This is a genomic window from Sphaerospermopsis torques-reginae ITEP-024 (genome assembly GCF_019598945.1).
In the GTDB taxonomy this organism is placed as follows: domain Bacteria; phylum Cyanobacteriota; class Cyanobacteriia; order Cyanobacteriales; family Nostocaceae; genus Sphaerospermopsis.
Map to the genome: position 1 here is coordinate 1,863,860 of NZ_CP080598.1, position 16,748 is coordinate 1,880,607.

Sequence of the window (16,748 nt, forward strand, 5' to 3'; positions counted from 1 at the left end):
ATTATATCTAAGCAAAACATATTCTTGTGTGCTGGATTTTGTTGCTACTCCTTGCTGTATCATTATCCTTTATATCAAACCATGCAATATAAAACTGCACAGGATTTGACCATCTAAAGTTAATTAGCTCTACTGACAGTTCAGCTACAAACTTAAAAAAAATTGAATTTTTGCATAAACTGATCAATTTTGCCAGTTAATTAATGTCAGAGTCAGAAGTAAGAATTAGGATTCAATGCGTAGGAGATAATTTTAGAAGTTAGCGACTTGCCACAGTCACTAATTCTTGCTGACTAACTGGAGTTTCCAACACTCTCAGACTAGGAAATAGAAAATGATTCTCTTCTACGTATTGAGCGCCAAACAGACCTTTTTCCGCCCAAAAATAACGATCTGTTGTATGTTCGTTGCGTTTTACAAGTAGCAAGGCAGGAGGCAAGATACCTTCAGCTTGAATGAATTTTCTAGCTGCTGTCACAGGTTTATCTTCGCCACTTTCGATGCTGTACTGAGGCACGTGTTCTAGAATCCGTCGTCCTTCCTGACGACGACGACTTTTTCTTTTACGTCTCCTTGCCAACCTATTGTCCTCCTCTTTCAAGCTATAAGTTTGTAGTCATAGCTACAAAACCCGTAGTAATTATATAAGTTATGGTTGAAAAAATCAATGGTTTTTAACCTTTTGATACAACCAAAGTAATTTGTTCAAACTTTAGAGAAATTATCAGTAGTCTAGTAGTAAGTATAGTACAGTATAAATAACTAGACTTTCGGAAATACTCATAAAATTATTAGCAAAATTGGTAGATTTGATCAGCATTTCTGGCTTCTGTGGCTGAATTTGTATTTTTTGTCAGTAAAAATATTGTTCTCCGACATCCAGCAACAATGAGCTATTTACTGAATAGGACTTAAAATATTTATTTATAGCAATAGACGAGGCCGCTAGTATCAGTTGATGATCTAATCTAAAGACTGAATAAATTTCCATGATGTCACCTGCTATAAGCTGCTAGTACCGCTTAGCGGAAGTCAAAAGTCAAAAGTCAAAAGTCAAAAATAATATGGAGTAAGCTTTTTAGCGATTTAGAATGGTTGGTTTATTTACGCCGTGTTGTACTAGTCCATAATCCTTAGCAAGAACTAAAAAATGTTAATATCTGCTAGTTCTGATTTTATTGCTTTGTGTCGAGAGCAAATATCTCTATTAACCCAAGGACTGGGAGCGTCTTTGAGTGTTGTCTACTTAACCCAAGAATTGGCAGATACTCCCACAGGTGAGGCGCAATTAATTCCAGTGGTGGTGTACCCAGAGACAGCAAGATTAAACTACGGAGATGATTTGGTTCAGGGGACAGCCAACCAACAAATTCAATTTAGTAATATTAGTAATATTGGTAATATTAGTAATATTTTGGACTTACCAGATCAACAGGGAAAGTTATTGACAGCAGGTTCAACTTCAAAACCTCCATCCCAGAATTCAGAACATACAAATACACCCCAACCAAATTTAGAAGATGAATATATATTCAGTGGTAATCAAATTGTTTTACCTCTGATTTATGAAGGTGTGATGATGGGGTTATTGGTGACAGGAAGGGAAGATCGACCTTGGAATGAATCGGAAGAAAGGGAAATTCAGCGTATAGCTAAAACCCTAGCGATCGCCTGTATTTTAGATCAGCGTCAAGTTTGGTTACAACAACAATTACATCAACAACAAGTTCTGCAAGAACAACAACGGGATTTACTAGATAATCTTTTACACCAGTTTCGCAACCCCTTAACAGCTATTCGCACCTTTGGAAAACTGCTATTTAAAAGATTGCGGCCAGCAGATCCTAACCGAGATGTAGCCACCAGTATAGTCCGGGAAAGCGATCGCCTCCAAGAATTATTACAACAATTTGATCAAGTTATAGACTTAACAGATGCAGATTTAACCCCCATTCCTCTGCCAGAATCTAAAATTGTTATGGAAGCTTCTGTACAGAAACCAGCTAACCCACCCCTATTATTACCAGGAACAGGAGAAAATATTATTGATTGTCACTTACAAGATTTATTAGTACCATTATTAATATCGGCTCAAGCTATTGCCCAAGAACGAAATCTGGAATTAATAGCAGATATTCCTGAAACTTTACCATTAGTAAAAGCTAATATCAAAGCATTCAGAGAAGTATTGAGTAATATTATTGATAATGCCTTGAAATATACCCCGGCTGGTGGGAAAATTTGCATACAAACCGGACTACAAAAAGATAATTTTCAAGGTATAGCCATTAGTGATACAGGTCCGGGTATTCCTCCAGAAGATTTAAAGCATTTAGGAGAAAGACATTATCGGGGTGTACAAGCACAAACAGAAATTCCTGGCACTGGTTTAGGCATTGCGATCGCTAAACAACTAATTGCACAAATGCAAGGAGAAATCGCAGTTTTCAGCCCTGCATTAAATTCAAATATTACTTCCCTAAAACATCGAGGAACTACTTTTATTATTTGGTTGCCGGAAGTAGGTGATAGGTGACTGGGGACTGGGGACTGGGGACTGGGAACTGGGAACTGGGAACTGGGAACTGGGAACTGGGAACTGGGTAATCAATTTTATTTTTACCAATTACCAATCACCAATTACCAATTACCAATTACCAATCACCACTATTGCACAGAAACTAACAGATTTTGATTAATTGTCATTTCTAAGTCGGTGTTAGGTTCAATAGCAATTAAATCCACACTATTTCTACCAAAGAAAAGACCAATCAAAGCCCCAATACCAGCACCTCCAAGAACTTCTTCTGTAGCCACAGCGCGATCGCCTGTCACCGCAGATACCGCTGCTGCTGCTCCTGCTCCCAATATAGTATTTCTGATAATTGAACTGGTGCTAGTGCCTTTCCTCACAGTTTCCACTTTGGTAATCACATCAGAACTAGCACTCACATTATATTCTTGCCCTGTGGTTAAAACTAATTTTTGTGCTACAAATTGAGAACCACCTTGAGCCGGTCTAAGTTCACCTATCACCTGACTCCCCGCAGGAATCACTACTCTACCATCTTGGGTAATTACACTTTGTGATGTGGTTAAAGTTAAAGGTGCAGTTTCATCTTTAGTCACCAGAATCTTTTCAGCCCGTTCATACTTGACAGGAATCACAGTTCCTTGAGGAATGGTAACAGTTGTAACTGGTGGTGGTGTGGTTTGCAGAGCTACAATATAAGGTGAATTAATTGCAGCGGCTTGATTAGCACTAACTAAAGCTTGGTAAATAAAAGCCGCTACCTGCGCTCTGGTTGCAGTCACACCAGGATTGAGAAATCTCACATTAGGATAGTTAACTACAATTCTTCTCTCAGTGGCCGCAGCAATAGGAAAGCGGGCATAGCCAGAAATACTGCCAGAATCATTGAATAATTGTAGAGTGTTTTCAACATTACCACTAGCAGCATATTCTAAACCGTTAGCCAAAGAAACTAAAACTTGTTCACGGGGAATAGCTTGATTAGGTCTAAAAACATTGCCAGGATATCCTGATAAAAAACCAATAGAGTAAGCTTGTCTAATGGCGTTATATGCCCAAGAATTACTAGGCACATCATTAAAATTGATAGGTTGCCGTTGTGCAGACTTGCTAAAAGCTTTATTAATCATGGCGGCAAACTGCGCCCGTGTCACTGGTTCTTCGGGACGAAATGTACCATCAGGAAATCCCGCAATTACACCTCGTTGTGATAATTGTTGAATAAATTGTGATGCCCAATAATTAGATGAAACATCAGAAAAACCAGTTTGTGCTAAGGTTGGTGCAGATGTTATTAAAGGTGTTACACTACCAACTGTGACACTCAAAGCCATGACTAAGGCTGTTTTTGATTGCAAGCGATTTAAAGTAAACATTGATTTTACTCCTGTAAAAATTATAAGAAGGAAAAAGGAACAGGTAACTTTTAACAGAGGATAGGAACAACATGAAAAGTCTTTTACTATCTGACTTTGATAATCACTGTTTGTCCTAACCTACCTAGTAACTGCTTTATTTGTTTTTTTGTTATCTACTCTGTTAACTACTTAGACAATTTTCACCTTAAACTGTTCCCAGTGGTTTCTTGAATTTGTAAATAGTTTTACTTTTAGGTTTATTTTCCTGGATATAAATACGAGTTTAAGAACAACAGAGAATATAACTTTATCAATCCCAATACCTTTGCCATTTTCCCGTAGGTTGGGTTTACCGTGTGGAAACCCAACGTAAACTCAACGTATTTGTTGGGTTTCGTTCCTCAACCCAACCTACAAATCAAGATATTTTTGATTTTGGCGAAGGTATTGCAATCCATTAAATATTGATTTTGACATAAAATCAAGCGATCGCACACAATCTTGGCAATGGCGATCGCTTTTTCACCATCATAAAACTCACGACTTCAATTATGTTAAGTCTAGTTACGAGATAGTACCAAATTGGATGAAAGCGTGATATCTAAATCATTCTCAGGTCGCAAAACGAAAACATCAGCCTGTTTCTTCCGCAACAGCACACTTGCTAAAGCACCCGCAGCAGCACCACCAATAGGTTCTAAAGTTTCAATTTTCTTGTTACCTGTCAGTAGTGAAATCACAGTAGCTGCACCAGCACCAATAGCAGCATCAGTTAAAACCTGTCCAGTATCAGTTCCTTTGGAGATTTTTTCAGTTTCGGTGATAGTGCGAGAATTAGCATTAATCTGTAACCGTCTTCCAGTGGCAAATACTAATTCTCTAGCTACAAAGCGTACACCTTTTTTATTGTTATTGTTAGGCAGGTTCACCGATTGTAACTCCCCTACAACCTCAGTATTAGCCGGAATCAACACATTTCTGTTACTGTCGATAATATCATTAGCTATTCTCAGCGTTAGAGGTAATCTTTCTCCAGGATTCACAATTACTTTCTCTTTTTCATAAGTCACAGGTAAGGTGACATTTGCCGGAATGGTAATGGTTCGGGGTTGGTTAATATTGAATTGTGCTTGAGCAGGAGCAAAGGTAAATAAAGGGGTGACAGCACCTGTAGTAATGGCTATTGTCATCAGTGCAACAGTTCCAGACTGCCAACCCATAAGACTACTCATATATGATATTTCCAATGATGTGGATAGATGTGATGACGTGGGTTGACCCGGATAGTTTCTTCTATTATCAGTTCTCAGTTAGCAGTTGACTTGCATAGTAGATATGGTGCTATATTAGATGCCAGGTGACACACTTGTCAAGTTAAGGCTATTAATTAGTCATTCACTGACTTAAAGCGATAATGGCAATAAGTAACTTGACGCTCCCCGCCTTAAAAGGACGGAGATTCTTGTTTCAATGAGTAACCTTGCCCAAACTTGTTACCAAATCTGGGTAGAGGGTCATCTCTCCACAAGCGTTAAAAGTTTCCGTCCGCCCGACGGTACTTAAATCATAGCCAGTCTGTTTTAGTGCTTTCGCCAAAATATTGATTGCGGCATTATGGTCACGATCAAGAACGCACCCACAGTTACAAACATGAGTTCTAACTGACAGTGATTTTTTGACAATTTCTCCACAATTAGCACAATTTTGAGAAGTATATTGTGGGGCAACTGGTACAACCACACGCCCGTAAATCTTCCCAAAATATTCTAACCATTGAGTAAACAGCGACCAACTAGCATCACTAATTGACTTGGCTAGTTTGCTATTTTTAAGCATATTTCTCACTTGCAGTTTTTCAAACGCCACTAAATCGTTAGATTTAACCACGCACAATGCTTGTTTTACAGCAAAGTCTTTACGTTGACGTGATACTTGCAAATGTTTTCTACCAAGACGGTTAATAGCTTTTTTGCGATTGTTAGAACCTTTATTTTTGCGACTAACTCTTTTCTGTAGTCGTTTCAAAGATTTCTCTGACTTCCGCAAATATCTGGGATTATCAACCTTATTTCCTTGAGAATCCGTATAGAAGCTATTTAAACCAACATCTAATCCAACCGTTTTACCTGTTGGAGCGGTGTCAATTTTTCGTTCTGCATCTACGCAAAACTGCACATAATAACCGTCAGAACGTTTAACTATTCTGACTCTCTTTATTTGCTTAATTTGGTAAAAGTGTAAATCCCAAGTTCCAATTAACTTTAGTTGACCTATACCACATTTATCTATAAAATTAATGTGCTTACGGTCATCTAAAAGTTTCCATCCAGTTGATTTATATTCGACTGAACGGTTATTCTTTTGAAACCTGGGATATCCCTTTTTACCTGGAACTTTGGCTTTGCAGTTATCAAAAAATCGTTTAATTGCAAAAGCTGTTCTTTCTGCTGCTGCTTGTCTAGCCATTGAATTTAATTTATCAGCAAAATCAAATTCCGACGCTAATACAGCAGTGTATTTATTTAGGTCGTAAGGTTTAACATTTTGATTTTCCATCCAAAACCGCAGGCATTTGTTACGAATAAACTGAGTTATTCGTATAGCCTCATCAATTCTTTGATATTGCTGTTTTGTGCCTTTGGCTTTGAACTCAAAAACAATCATTGTTAATTACCGTTTCGACCTGCTGCAAAAATAGCATTATTTAGGGAAACTGGCAACCCCTAAACAGATCAGTCAGGATCATGACTGCCCCTGAAGGGGCAATCCGTTCGCCTACATCCACCGCCTAAAGTACGATAAAGTATCGGAACTTGGTGGAGATACTTTATCGGGCGTGGTTTTGGCTCACTCGATTTTCTTATAAATACTTAGAAGATTGGGCATCTCAGGAATTTTTAACCGTGCCTCAGTTAACTAGAGTCATTGTCAAAAGGGCGATCGCCCAGAAAAAACAAAACAGCCAACAAAAATCAGCATGAGTAATGAAGAAAACGAAGAAAACATTTCAAAACACGCAGTAACTGACCCTAAAAAGTGTCGTGAAATAGCTGATAAGTATGATGGGAACTACTGCGGGTAGAACCTACAAAATCTAAAATCCTTAAATTCGACTGTGTTTTTCAGGGTGCTACTCAGTTTCCCAGTTACCAAGAGGACAAAAAAGATGAGTAAGTACATTATTTTTAAAGCTGAGGATGCAAGCTCTCAACAGTGGGAACAAATGCTATTGGCTCACACAGGAGCTTGTACCGACATCCTTGCAGAACATTACGACGGCTCTAAAAAACCAATTCCCCAACCAGGATACAGACTAAGAGATTTTCACACAGTTGAAAAATTTATTGATCCTCAATTTCCAGGTGCGAGTACCCATAGCAGGGTAGGAGATTGGGAAGTGACAAGAGTTGAAGAATATGTACCCAATTTACCTACAGGTGGTTTTGAATCAGTAGTGATCTGTTATTGTCACTACTCTCCTGTGGTTACTCCCTTAGAACCATTACCTAGACTTGAATTTGCACAAGAACTACAACAAGTTTAGATAGCAAATATACAGCTACATATTCCCAAACAAAAACCCGCCCAAGGGCGGGTTAAAATTCGTAGGTTTAATCAAACGCCTACATCACAACTAACTCAACTTAGAAGCTGAAGGTTGTACGCAAAGTACCTACATAAATTGTGTCATTATTATCGTTGTGTTCAGGATTGAAAATCACCAACAAACCAGGAGTAATCAGAATGTTATCGGAAACCTTCATCTTATACAAACCTTCTAAATGGTAAGAAGTGCTGGCTTCTTTAGTAATACCACCACTACCACCAGTAACTTTAGGTGGTTGACCAAAGACTAAACCAAGAGTGTTACCTTCTCTACCAAAGTCTTTCCAGCCCAGGGTAGTACCCCAGTAAAACATATCTGCATCTCTGTTGGTGTTGCCAGTAAGAGCATTAGCTGTGGTGTAACCAACCCAACCACCCAGTGTTACCTTAGCACTGGGGTTAAAGCTCAGTTGTAACCCGTAGTTGTCCGCTTCAGTTCTAGTATCAACACCAAAAGGACGATTAGCAGAGGTACTGCCTGTACTGCCGAAGAGATTGACAGCGTCAGGCCCAGTACCACCTCGTTGGTAAGTGCGAGCATAGGCTAAACCAACGTTGAAAGATTTACTGGGCTTAAATGCTAACTGACCGAAAATAGTGTTGCTACCATCAAACAAGCCTCTACCATCAGCTGGATTGGCAGCATTACTTCTACCTGTAGCAAAATAAGCTGCACTTAAATTCAATGCTCCTTGAGGATTAACGTTAACAGTGATACCTGTACCATCACCTGCTTGGCGATAGATGGGGCTGAAACGTCCATAACGAGAGAGCGCACCTGAACCACTGCTTGCAAAGTCAGGGTTGAAAACGTTAACGTTTTCGTTCAACTCACCACCTGTAGCGTCAATCCTGACACGGATTTTTTCGCTCAGGTTGAAAGCGTAGTTGAGTTTGTCAATAGTAACATTGTTGGTACCGGTACTTTCATAACCCAGTTGGGTCATGTTCGTACCTGTGACACTTGTATTTAATGATGTAAAGTTACCTGCATTCAACCGGGTTTGCAACATATCCTTACCGGTAAAGCTGCTTTGCAAGCTTAACCGCACCCGGTTGGAGAAAGTTATGTTGCTGTCTAAATTAGGATTGTTATTGGGGTTGTTGTCTGGATCAGCTTGTTTATCCCCAAAAGCCTGGGACACACCGAAAATCGCTTCCCCTCTCAGCTTGGTAGTAGTAGAAAACTGATTAGCTTCTAACTCAGCAGTACGAGCTTCTAAAGCATCAACGCGACCACGCAGAGTTGCTAGTTCAGCAGAAAATTCTTCTTGTAATCGTTGCAAGGTAGCTAAATCTTCCTTGCTTACCATATCAGCGGTAGCAGTAGCAATCAGTTCGTTAACTCGGTCTAAGCAAGCATTCAAACCTGCTGCAAATTCATACCGACTCAAAGCACGATTACCGCGGAAAGTACCATTAGGATAACCTGCAACACAACCGTAACGCTCAACTAATGACTGCAAAGATTGAAACGCCCAGTCAGTGGGTTGCACGTCGGAAAATTGAGAAACAGATGTTACTTGACCGATGCTATTAGCTTCTTGAGATAACTGTGCAACACTGGTTGCTTGTTGATTGACTTCGTTTGCTAAGGCACTGTTAGCAGACAGCAAGGTAGCTGCAATAACTGGACTAACTTTTAGAACATTCCAAAATAGTTTTGTCATGTTTTTACTCTCACTCACACCTAAGGAATTTTGATGATTATGATAAAATACCCGAAGTTTTCAGGGCATTTACACATAAAATTCTTTGTATTCACTATACCTTATTTATTGTATCCTGCACAAGTCCCAAATTAATATTTTAAGTTAATTTTTGGAAGAAATACTGGTTAATTGGCTCTGTAAATTCAGCACAATACTGCGTCTATGACGTGATATTTTTCCTTCTTCCTCAAATTTCTGCAATAGTCGTGTAACTGTTACTCTCGTTGTGTTCAACACCTCTGATATCTCTTGATGTGTAAGATTTAAATCAATCAACTTACCCTGTTCTATATCCCGACCAAATTTTTCACTCAACCACACCAAAAATTTCCACAACTTTAGAGAAGTTGGCTTACGATGTAATATGCTCAAAAGTTCCTCTGTTTGCTGAATATGGTGTAACAATGCCTTTATCTCTTCATGCCAGAGATGGGGCGGTATCAAAGTTGCTTCTACACTTGTCAAACACTCAATTTGATAGGGGTTGACTTTTGACAATGGATAGCCAACTATATCGCCTAAACTCCAATAACCCAAGGTGATATATGTTCCATCTTCATTCCAAGTCAAGGTACGAACTATCCCTCGATCAATACGCCACAATACATCATTGCTGACTGGAATTATTGACCGACGAGTAAATATTTGTTGGTTTAAATATTTGTTTTTAGGGTAGATGAGGGTTTCAGTTGTGGAAAACGTCATTTTTAGTTAGATGGGTATAAATTTAAATAACGTAAGTTGCTAGTTCTGCAAGAAAGGCTCTCAAATCGAAGTAAGAAGGATAAGTAGACAGCAAAAAAGCAGGGAACACCATTATAATTCATTCTTTCTCCTGACTCCTGACTCCTATTCCTAACTAGCAACTTGGGTTAAATACATGAAATACAGTATTTTGATAATTCGGTTTTGCTGAAAAAGTCTTTTCGTGGAGTTAGGGAATAGGGAATAGGGTTTTAGAGGATTTGGTGTACGTAGTTCTGTATGGCTTACGCCACGCAAGCTATCAGAAATCAATCAGAAATCAAATAGTAATCGTAATAGATTTTAGATGGAAGATATTTTTACGCTATCTTGCATTGACTGTAATATTCAAAGTTTAAGAATAGGTAAGCTTTTAGTGAAATGTATGTTATTTAGGGTTTGATGAATAAGGACAAAAGCAAGATATATCAAGGGCTACAGGCTAATAAAGAAAGAAATTAGTGCAAGGGTTTTGAAGAATAGATTGGAAAAACTGTGCATTTCTAAAATCTAAAATTTTCTTCCCCATCTCCCCTGTCTCCTGCCTCCTGCCTCCTGCCTACCGTTGTCCTGTGACAATATATGCAACTCGTTGTCCAATATTAGTAGCGTGATCTGCCATTCGCTCTAAACAGCGAATTGCTAGTGTTAATAGTAGAATTGGCTCAATAATCCCTGGAACATCTCGCTGGGATGCTAACATCTGATATAAATTTTCATAAGCATTATCTACAGCATCATCTAAAAATTTGATACGCCGACCATTGACTTCATCTAAATCTGCTAAAGCTACTAAACTAGTTGCTAACATTGCTTGGGCGTGGTCAGACATCAGCGCAATCTCTGTTAAATAAGGATGAGGTGGATAAGGAAATATTTTAATGGCTATTTCCGCTAAATCCTTGGCATAATCTCCAATACGTTCTAAGTCTCGTACTAATTGCATAAATGCACTAAAACAACGTAATTCTTGAGATGTAGGTGCTTGCATTGTCATCATGGATGTACAATCTGATTCTATTTGTCTATAAAAGTGGTCAATTTTTTTATCTAATCGGGGAAGTTCCTCTGCTGCGGTTAAATCGCGATTAAATAAAGCTTGATGGCTCAGGCGAAATGATTGTTCTACCAAAGCTCCCATACGCAATATATCGCGCTCTAAACGCCTAATGCTGCGTTCAGGTTCAGGTCGTTCAAAGTTGGGATTATAAAAAACAGCTTTCACATCTTTAATCTCAAAATTTTATATATTCTTAACTATAGTCTTCACTTAGTGGGTTTGCCATGACTTGAGGCAGGTGAATTTGTATCCAAGCACCACCTGTTTCGGGATGGTTCATGGCCTTGATTGTGCCACCGTGGGCTATGATAATCTGGCGGACGATGGACAAACCTAAACCACTACCAGTAATTGCGGTTTCACTACTTTCAGGCTCATGGTGTCTGGCTTTGTCTCCTCGGTAAAATCGATCAAAGACGTGGGGTAAATCTATAGGCGCAAAACCAAGACCAGAATCAATGATATTAATTTCCAATAGTTGAGATTGATGATCGTTGATTATAAATTCACTCACAGAAATCACGTTAACTTCAATGTGAATATTAGTGTGAGGGAGGGTGTATTTAATACAGTTATCTAATAAATTGACAAATACTTGGTGGATGCGGGATTTATCAGCTTGGATGCTGATGCTTTCTAAACCGGAATAACAAAGATTAAGATTGTGATATTGCGCTAATGGCTCTAAATTTTCCCACACTGAGAAAATCAGCGATCGCACTTCCACCGTTTCCAGATGTAACAACATGGTGGAGTTAGTTTCCATTTGCGTCAATTCTAACCAACTTTGCACCAAATTAATCAGCCTGTCAACTTCCTGCATCAAACGCCTAACCCAACGATCCAAGGGGGGATCTAAACGGCTTTGCAGGGTTTCTGCTACCAGCCGAATAGAAGTGAGGGGTGTTCTCAGTTCATGAGCGAGATCAGAAAAAGAGCGATCGCGCTGCTGATTCATATCTAGCAATGGTTGGCGATTTTCCAAGAATACACCCACCTGTCCTGCTGGTAAAGGTAAACTGGTAGCCTCCAAAGCCAAAGGCTTTAACTCTAACATAGCTTTAGCATGATCACGGGAAGGGTGAAAAATCCATTCTCGCACCTGCGGTTTTTGCCAATCACGGGTTTGCTCAATTAATTGATCAAGTTCATAAGACCTTACCAACTCTAACAATAAGCGCACCTGTCCAGGTTGCCACCTTTGCAGATGCAATATTTCCCGTGCTTGCTGATTACACCATAATAGTTGATTTTCCTCATCTACTTGCAAATATCCTAAAGGTGCAGAATCAAGCAGTTCTTTGTAGGTTTGCAATGACAACTGCAAATCTTGTTGCTGTTGCTTCACCATTGACATTTCCTGCCGCAAGCGGGGCAGCAGAGGCAATACTATTTTATAAGAATGGGAGTTTAAAGGCTGGATCACTCGCTCCAAATAACTATTGAGTTGAACCTGTTGCCAAAGCCAAAAACCAAGGCCGACTGCCAAACCCAGAAGAAATCCCAATAAGAACATTTGAGTCGTTAGTTGCTATGTAATTACTCAAAACTAACAACTATATGCACCAGTTAGCCAAAACGATAGCCAAAACCTCTCACAGTCACAATATACTCTGGATGACTGGGATCTTGCTCTAATTTTTCCCGTAACCAGCGGATATGAACATCTACTGTTTTGCTATCACCTAGAAAATCAGGTCCCCACACCTGATCTAACAATTGCTCCCGTGACCATACTCGACGAGCATAACTCATAAATAGTTCCAGCAAGCGGAATTCTTTTGGTGATAAATTTACCTCTTTTCCCCGCACCAACACCCGGCATTCTTGAGGATTTAAACTAATATCTTTATACTTGAGTACGGGTATTGATGGTAAATTACTTAAACGTTGCCGACGGAGTAGGGCGCGACATCTAGCCACCAGTTCCCGCATACTAAATGGCTTGGTTAAATAGTCATCTGCTCCTACTTCTAAACCCAGAACTCGGTCAGTTTCACTACCCTTAGCACTGAGAATAAAAATAGGTACTGAGTTACCTTGATGACGCAGTAACCTGCAAATATCTAATCCATTAATTTGCGGTAGCATCAAGTCTAAAATTACCAAATCAAAAGCAGATTCCTCTGAATTGGATCCGCAATTTCTGAGATACTCTACAGCAGATCGGCCATCATTAGCAGTGATGACTTCATAACCTTCTTCTTCCAAAGCCATAACTAGCATTTCTCGGATGAGTTCTTCATCTTCTACTACTAGAATGCGGCTAGTTTGTCCAAGTTCCGCTTTAGCAGAATATTTAGTTAATTCAGTGGTATACATTGATAGCACAAGGTTTTGAGACTGTACTCGTCTTGATAATTGCTTAACTACTCATCATCTACATTGATTGCAGAGTAGCTATTTGGGGCTGATTGTATTGAATATCACAACTCAAATATATCATAAATCACATTTCCTAGCAATGAACAAGTATTTTCGACGACTTTAGACATCTCCAGAAAAAAATTATGGAACCTATTTATGGTGGCTGGTGGAAGCTTATGGGATATCTAGATGTCTGATTTTTCCGTTAAATTATCGTTTAAAAATAAAGGTACAAAGCTAGATCCCATGAAAAACACCTAAAAAATTAATATACTTGAGAAGGTCATAACTTGCGTTTTCATATCCATATATTCCCTTTAAGCAAAAGCTCAAATTGTGACCATAAATAATAAATAATTGATAATTATCAATTGTCAATTGTCAATTATCAATTATCAATTAATCTATTCTGTCTTTGGTTTTCCTATTCCTTTTGGTGGTTGTGGTCTTTTGCTTTTGGGGGTATTATTTGGTTGCCCTTTTGGGTTATTTTGTTTGGAATTACTGTTTTGGTTAGACATGAGATTTATCTGTAATATTTAGTGCCGATTTTATCTACATCAGCAATATCTATTATTCCCGAAATCTATCAGAAATATTACTGATGTCACCTATTTAAGCAAAGCTAGAAAAATCCAAATTGGGTGGAATATCTTGAATACGTCCAGGACCAATGGCTTTTAAAGCTTCATTTAACAAGATATCCCCAGTATACAAAGCTTTACCCACAATTACACCTGTGACTCCTTGGGGTTCTAAAGATAATAAACTTAACAAATCGGTAACAGAACTAACACCACCAGAAGCGATGACGGGTATAGAAATTGCTGCTGCGAGTTCTCGTAATGCGTCTAAATTCGGTCCTTGTAATGTACCATCACGGTTGATGTCGGTGTAGATGATAGCTGCTGCACCTAATTCTTGCATTTGGGTAGCGAGTTGGGTAGCTAAAACTTCCGAGGTTTCTAACCAACCGCGTGTAGCAACTAAACCATTACGGGCATCTATACCAACTATAATCTGTTGGGGAAATTCTTGACAAAGTTCTTGGACTAGCTGGGGTTGTTCGACTGCCACAGTTCCCAGGATACCCCATTGCACACCGAGATTAAATAATTGTACAACACTAGAGCGATCGCGTAAACCTCCACCAACTTCAATGGGTACTGAGACTACATTACAGATGGCTTCAATGGCTGCTAGGTTAACAATTTTACCAGCTTTTGCCCCATCTAAATCAACTAAGTGTAATCTCGTAGCACCTTGGTCTACCCACATTTTGGCAGTTTCGGCGGGGTTTTCACTGTATACTTGCGATTGTGCGTAGTCTCCTTTATATAGTCGTACACAACGACCTTCTAATAAATCAATTGCTGGTATTACTTGCATAATTAGTGATTGGTGATTGGTAATTGGTAATTGGTAATTGGTGATTAAATCATTATTCCCCTGACTTCTGACTCCTGACTCCTGACTCCTGACTCCTGACTCCTGACTTCTGAATTATTACATTGATCAAAATTCTTTCTGGAATTGGCCTTTAGAGTGATGTATATATTTTTAGGCTTATGGCTTAATTGTTTAAGTAGTTTAAATTTGTTCTTCTTCAATTAAGCCAAGACTCCTGAAACAGTGAAACAGTGAGTAAACCACTAGCAGACAAAATCCTATCATTTGATTTCACAGAGCAAGTAGCTCAGGCAGGAATATATGGATCATTACTCCTTTTTAACTTCTAATACACAAAACAATCCACTATACAAAGGCAATTATCAAAATACTGCGTATACACAAAAAACTGGCGTGAAAACTAGCAGTAAATCTTTACCAGAGGACAGCTACTTAAGGTCTTATGCTTTAAAGTTAGCTCACCAAGGGGATTACACAGAGGCGATCGCTTTGTTAAACCAATTGATTGATAGTCATCCTGACAATGCAATTGATTATAACAATCGAGGGCTAATTTATTTTCAAAGTGGTGAATGCCAAAAAGCTCTAAGTGACTACAATACAGCAATGCAGCTAAATCCTAAGTTAGCAAGTGTTTATAATAATAGAGCTAATTGCTATGCTGCTTGTGGTGAGTTAGTTGCGGCATTAGCTGACTATGATCAGGCTTTAGATTTAAATCCGCGTTATGTTCGTGCTTGGATTAACCGTGGTATTACTTTGCGTGATTTAGGAGAATATCAGGAAGCAATTGATAATTTTGAGATTGCATTGTTGTTTGGTCAGCTACAAGGTAATATTTGGGCTGAAAGTGGTAGAACTTATCATCTCTGGGGTGACTGGAATTGTGCGATCGCTGATTATTACCGCGCCCTTACATATATCAACTCTTTAGACACCAATGAAAATGTTTGTGATTATCGGTTGCGGTTACAACTAGAAAATTGGTTAGATGAATTGCTATTTCCCCAAAAAAATGATTGGTAATATTTTCAGAGTATAGCAGTCAGCAATCAGCTTTTTACAACTCTTGTCTGACAAAAATTACAAAATTTAAGATTTTCTTAATTACCCTAGCGAATGCTATAAATTCAAAACTCAAAAATCAAAACTCAAAACTCAAAAAATTGATTTTTCAAATTTGAATTGGTGGTAGTGAATTGGTGGTAGCGCCCCTGCATCTTTGATTTGCTAATAGATGATACAGCAGATTCCTTTGTTATGAGGTACAGTCTAATCTTCTTGTTTTTTGAATTTTACCTTCTGTCTTAAAATCAAGTGTACCTCATTACACCGGGAAGTGCTGTAACTATAAAAGTTTTCACGAATTAGCTATTGACTATTAGCTTCTGTTATTAATACAAATTAATTTCCTGTTTATACACCGATAAAATTACAAATCATCTGAATTTGTCTCAGGGTGTGGAATTAGATTGTTCAGCACCTTTAGTATCTGGATTAATTAGCACTATGGGACGTTTATTGGGATCAAATCTATATGATTGTTCTTGCCTGATACTATTAGCTTGGCTGGGATCAAAATTGCGGCTAAATTCCGTCCTCAAATCATCAACACGTCCTTGCATCAACTTGACTTCTGTACTGATCTCTCGCAACTTATCTTGCTGTAACCAGTGATAAGGCACAAGCTGAGATAGAGCAGATACCGCTGCTGTGATCATGACCAAGTTAACGGTGATCTTAGCAGAAGTTTCTAGTGCCATGATTTGATAAGAACGTTGGCGAAGATGTTTTTTTGGTCTAGGAGCAGTTTTGGCGGGGTTAACGGGTGGTTGTAGCGGTGGTCTGGATGGTTGAAAGGCGTTCATAACAATAAAAAGAGTCAGGCTGATTGAAGGGAAGCGCCGTTAAAAGTAAAATGGCGCTAGTTGCGACTTAATTTAGCTGCCATATTACTT

General features: G+C 38.8%; 15 protein-coding genes. 4 read left to right on the forward strand and 11 right to left on the reverse strand.

The window, feature by feature from the left end; translation table 11 throughout:
* Nucleotides 1–259: 259 nt before the first annotated feature.
* A complete protein-coding gene (locus K2F26_RS08625; protein ID WP_220611127.1) occupies nucleotides 260–580 on the reverse strand; it encodes a DUF3155 domain-containing protein in 321 nt (106 codons plus the stop codon).
* 570 nt (nucleotides 581–1,150) lie between these two features.
* Between K2F26_RS08625 and K2F26_RS08630 the strand changes: the two genes are divergently transcribed.
* Complete coding sequence (locus K2F26_RS08630; RefSeq protein ID WP_220611128.1) at nucleotides 1,151–2,536, forward strand: GAF domain-containing sensor histidine kinase; 1,386 nt, start codon at nucleotides 1,151–1,153, stop codon at nucleotides 2,534–2,536.
* Nucleotides 2,537–2,667: 131 nt separating this feature from the next.
* On the opposite strand, the gene K2F26_RS08635 is transcribed toward K2F26_RS08630, so the two are convergent.
* From K2F26_RS08635 to K2F26_RS08645, 3 genes are all read right to left on the reverse strand, one after another.
* Nucleotides 2,668–3,909 carry an S-layer homology domain-containing protein gene (locus K2F26_RS08635; RefSeq protein ID WP_220611129.1) on the reverse strand — a complete coding sequence of 414 codons (1,242 nt, stop codon included), beginning with the start codon at nucleotides 3,907–3,909 and terminating at the stop codon, nucleotides 2,668–2,670.
* A gap of 542 nt (nucleotides 3,910–4,451) precedes the next feature.
* Entirely contained in the window at nucleotides 4,452–5,123 is a 672-nt protein-coding gene (locus tag K2F26_RS08640) for a conjugal transfer protein TrbI (RefSeq protein WP_220611130.1), read from the reverse strand.
* Nucleotides 5,124–5,358: 235 nt separating this feature from the next.
* Entirely contained in the window at nucleotides 5,359–6,555 is a 1,197-nt protein-coding gene (locus K2F26_RS08645) for an RNA-guided endonuclease InsQ/TnpB family protein (protein ID WP_220611131.1), read from the reverse strand.
* 149 nt (nucleotides 6,556–6,704) lie between these two features.
* Here K2F26_RS08645 and K2F26_RS08650 point away from each other — a divergent pair, with 149 nt between their 5' ends.
* Both K2F26_RS08650 and K2F26_RS08655 read left to right on the forward strand, forming a co-directional pair.
* Nucleotides 6,705–6,872 (forward strand): hypothetical protein, encoded by a 168-nt coding sequence (locus K2F26_RS08650; protein ID WP_220611132.1) that lies wholly within the window; start codon nucleotides 6,705–6,707, stop codon nucleotides 6,870–6,872.
* Between the two features lie 185 nt (nucleotides 6,873–7,057).
* The gene (locus tag K2F26_RS08655) at nucleotides 7,058–7,435 is read left to right on the forward strand and encodes a hypothetical protein (protein ID WP_220611133.1); all 378 of its coding nucleotides are present in this window, start codon (nucleotides 7,058–7,060) and stop codon (nucleotides 7,433–7,435) included.
* A 100-nt stretch (nucleotides 7,436–7,535) separates the two neighbouring features.
* Here K2F26_RS08655 and K2F26_RS08660 read toward each other — a convergent pair whose 3' ends face one another.
* The 6 genes from K2F26_RS08660 to hisA form a co-directional block, all read right to left on the reverse strand.
* Entirely contained in the window at nucleotides 7,536–9,167 is a 1,632-nt protein-coding gene (locus K2F26_RS08660; protein WP_220611134.1) for an iron uptake porin, read from the reverse strand.
* Between the two features lie 144 nt (nucleotides 9,168–9,311).
* Nucleotides 9,312–9,914, reverse strand: a complete 603-nt coding sequence (locus K2F26_RS08665) for a Crp/Fnr family transcriptional regulator (protein WP_220611135.1) — start codon at nucleotides 9,912–9,914, stop codon at nucleotides 9,312–9,314.
* A 598-nt stretch (nucleotides 9,915–10,512) separates the two neighbouring features.
* On the reverse strand, nucleotides 10,513–11,178 hold the full coding sequence (gene phoU, locus K2F26_RS08670) for a phosphate signaling complex protein PhoU (RefSeq protein ID WP_220611136.1): 666 nt from the start codon (nucleotides 11,176–11,178) through the stop codon (nucleotides 10,513–10,515).
* A 28-nt stretch (nucleotides 11,179–11,206) separates the two neighbouring features.
* Entirely contained in the window at nucleotides 11,207–12,529 is a 1,323-nt protein-coding gene (locus tag K2F26_RS08675) for a PAS domain-containing sensor histidine kinase (protein WP_220611137.1), read from the reverse strand.
* A gap of 53 nt (nucleotides 12,530–12,582) precedes the next feature.
* Nucleotides 12,583–13,335, reverse strand: a complete 753-nt coding sequence (locus tag K2F26_RS08680; RefSeq protein WP_194052906.1) for a winged helix-turn-helix domain-containing protein — start codon at nucleotides 13,333–13,335, stop codon at nucleotides 12,583–12,585.
* A 660-nt stretch (nucleotides 13,336–13,995) separates the two neighbouring features.
* Nucleotides 13,996–14,769, reverse strand: coding sequence for a 1-(5-phosphoribosyl)-5-[(5-phosphoribosylamino)methylideneamino]imidazole-4-carboxamide isomerase (gene hisA, locus K2F26_RS08685; protein WP_187040865.1), 774 nt, complete (start codon nucleotides 14,767–14,769; stop codon nucleotides 13,996–13,998).
* Nucleotides 14,770–15,090: 321 nt separating this feature from the next.
* Here hisA and K2F26_RS08690 point away from each other — a divergent pair, with 321 nt between their 5' ends.
* Nucleotides 15,091–15,816, forward strand: a complete 726-nt coding sequence (locus K2F26_RS08690) for a tetratricopeptide repeat protein (RefSeq protein WP_220611138.1) — start codon at nucleotides 15,091–15,093, stop codon at nucleotides 15,814–15,816.
* A gap of 428 nt (nucleotides 15,817–16,244) precedes the next feature.
* Here the strand turns inward: K2F26_RS08690 and K2F26_RS08695 are convergent, their stop codons facing one another.
* Nucleotides 16,245–16,658 carry a slr1601 family putative cell division protein gene (locus K2F26_RS08695; protein WP_220611139.1) on the reverse strand — a complete coding sequence of 138 codons (414 nt, stop codon included), beginning with the start codon at nucleotides 16,656–16,658 and terminating at the stop codon, nucleotides 16,245–16,247.
* Nucleotides 16,659–16,748: the final 90 nt, after the last annotated feature.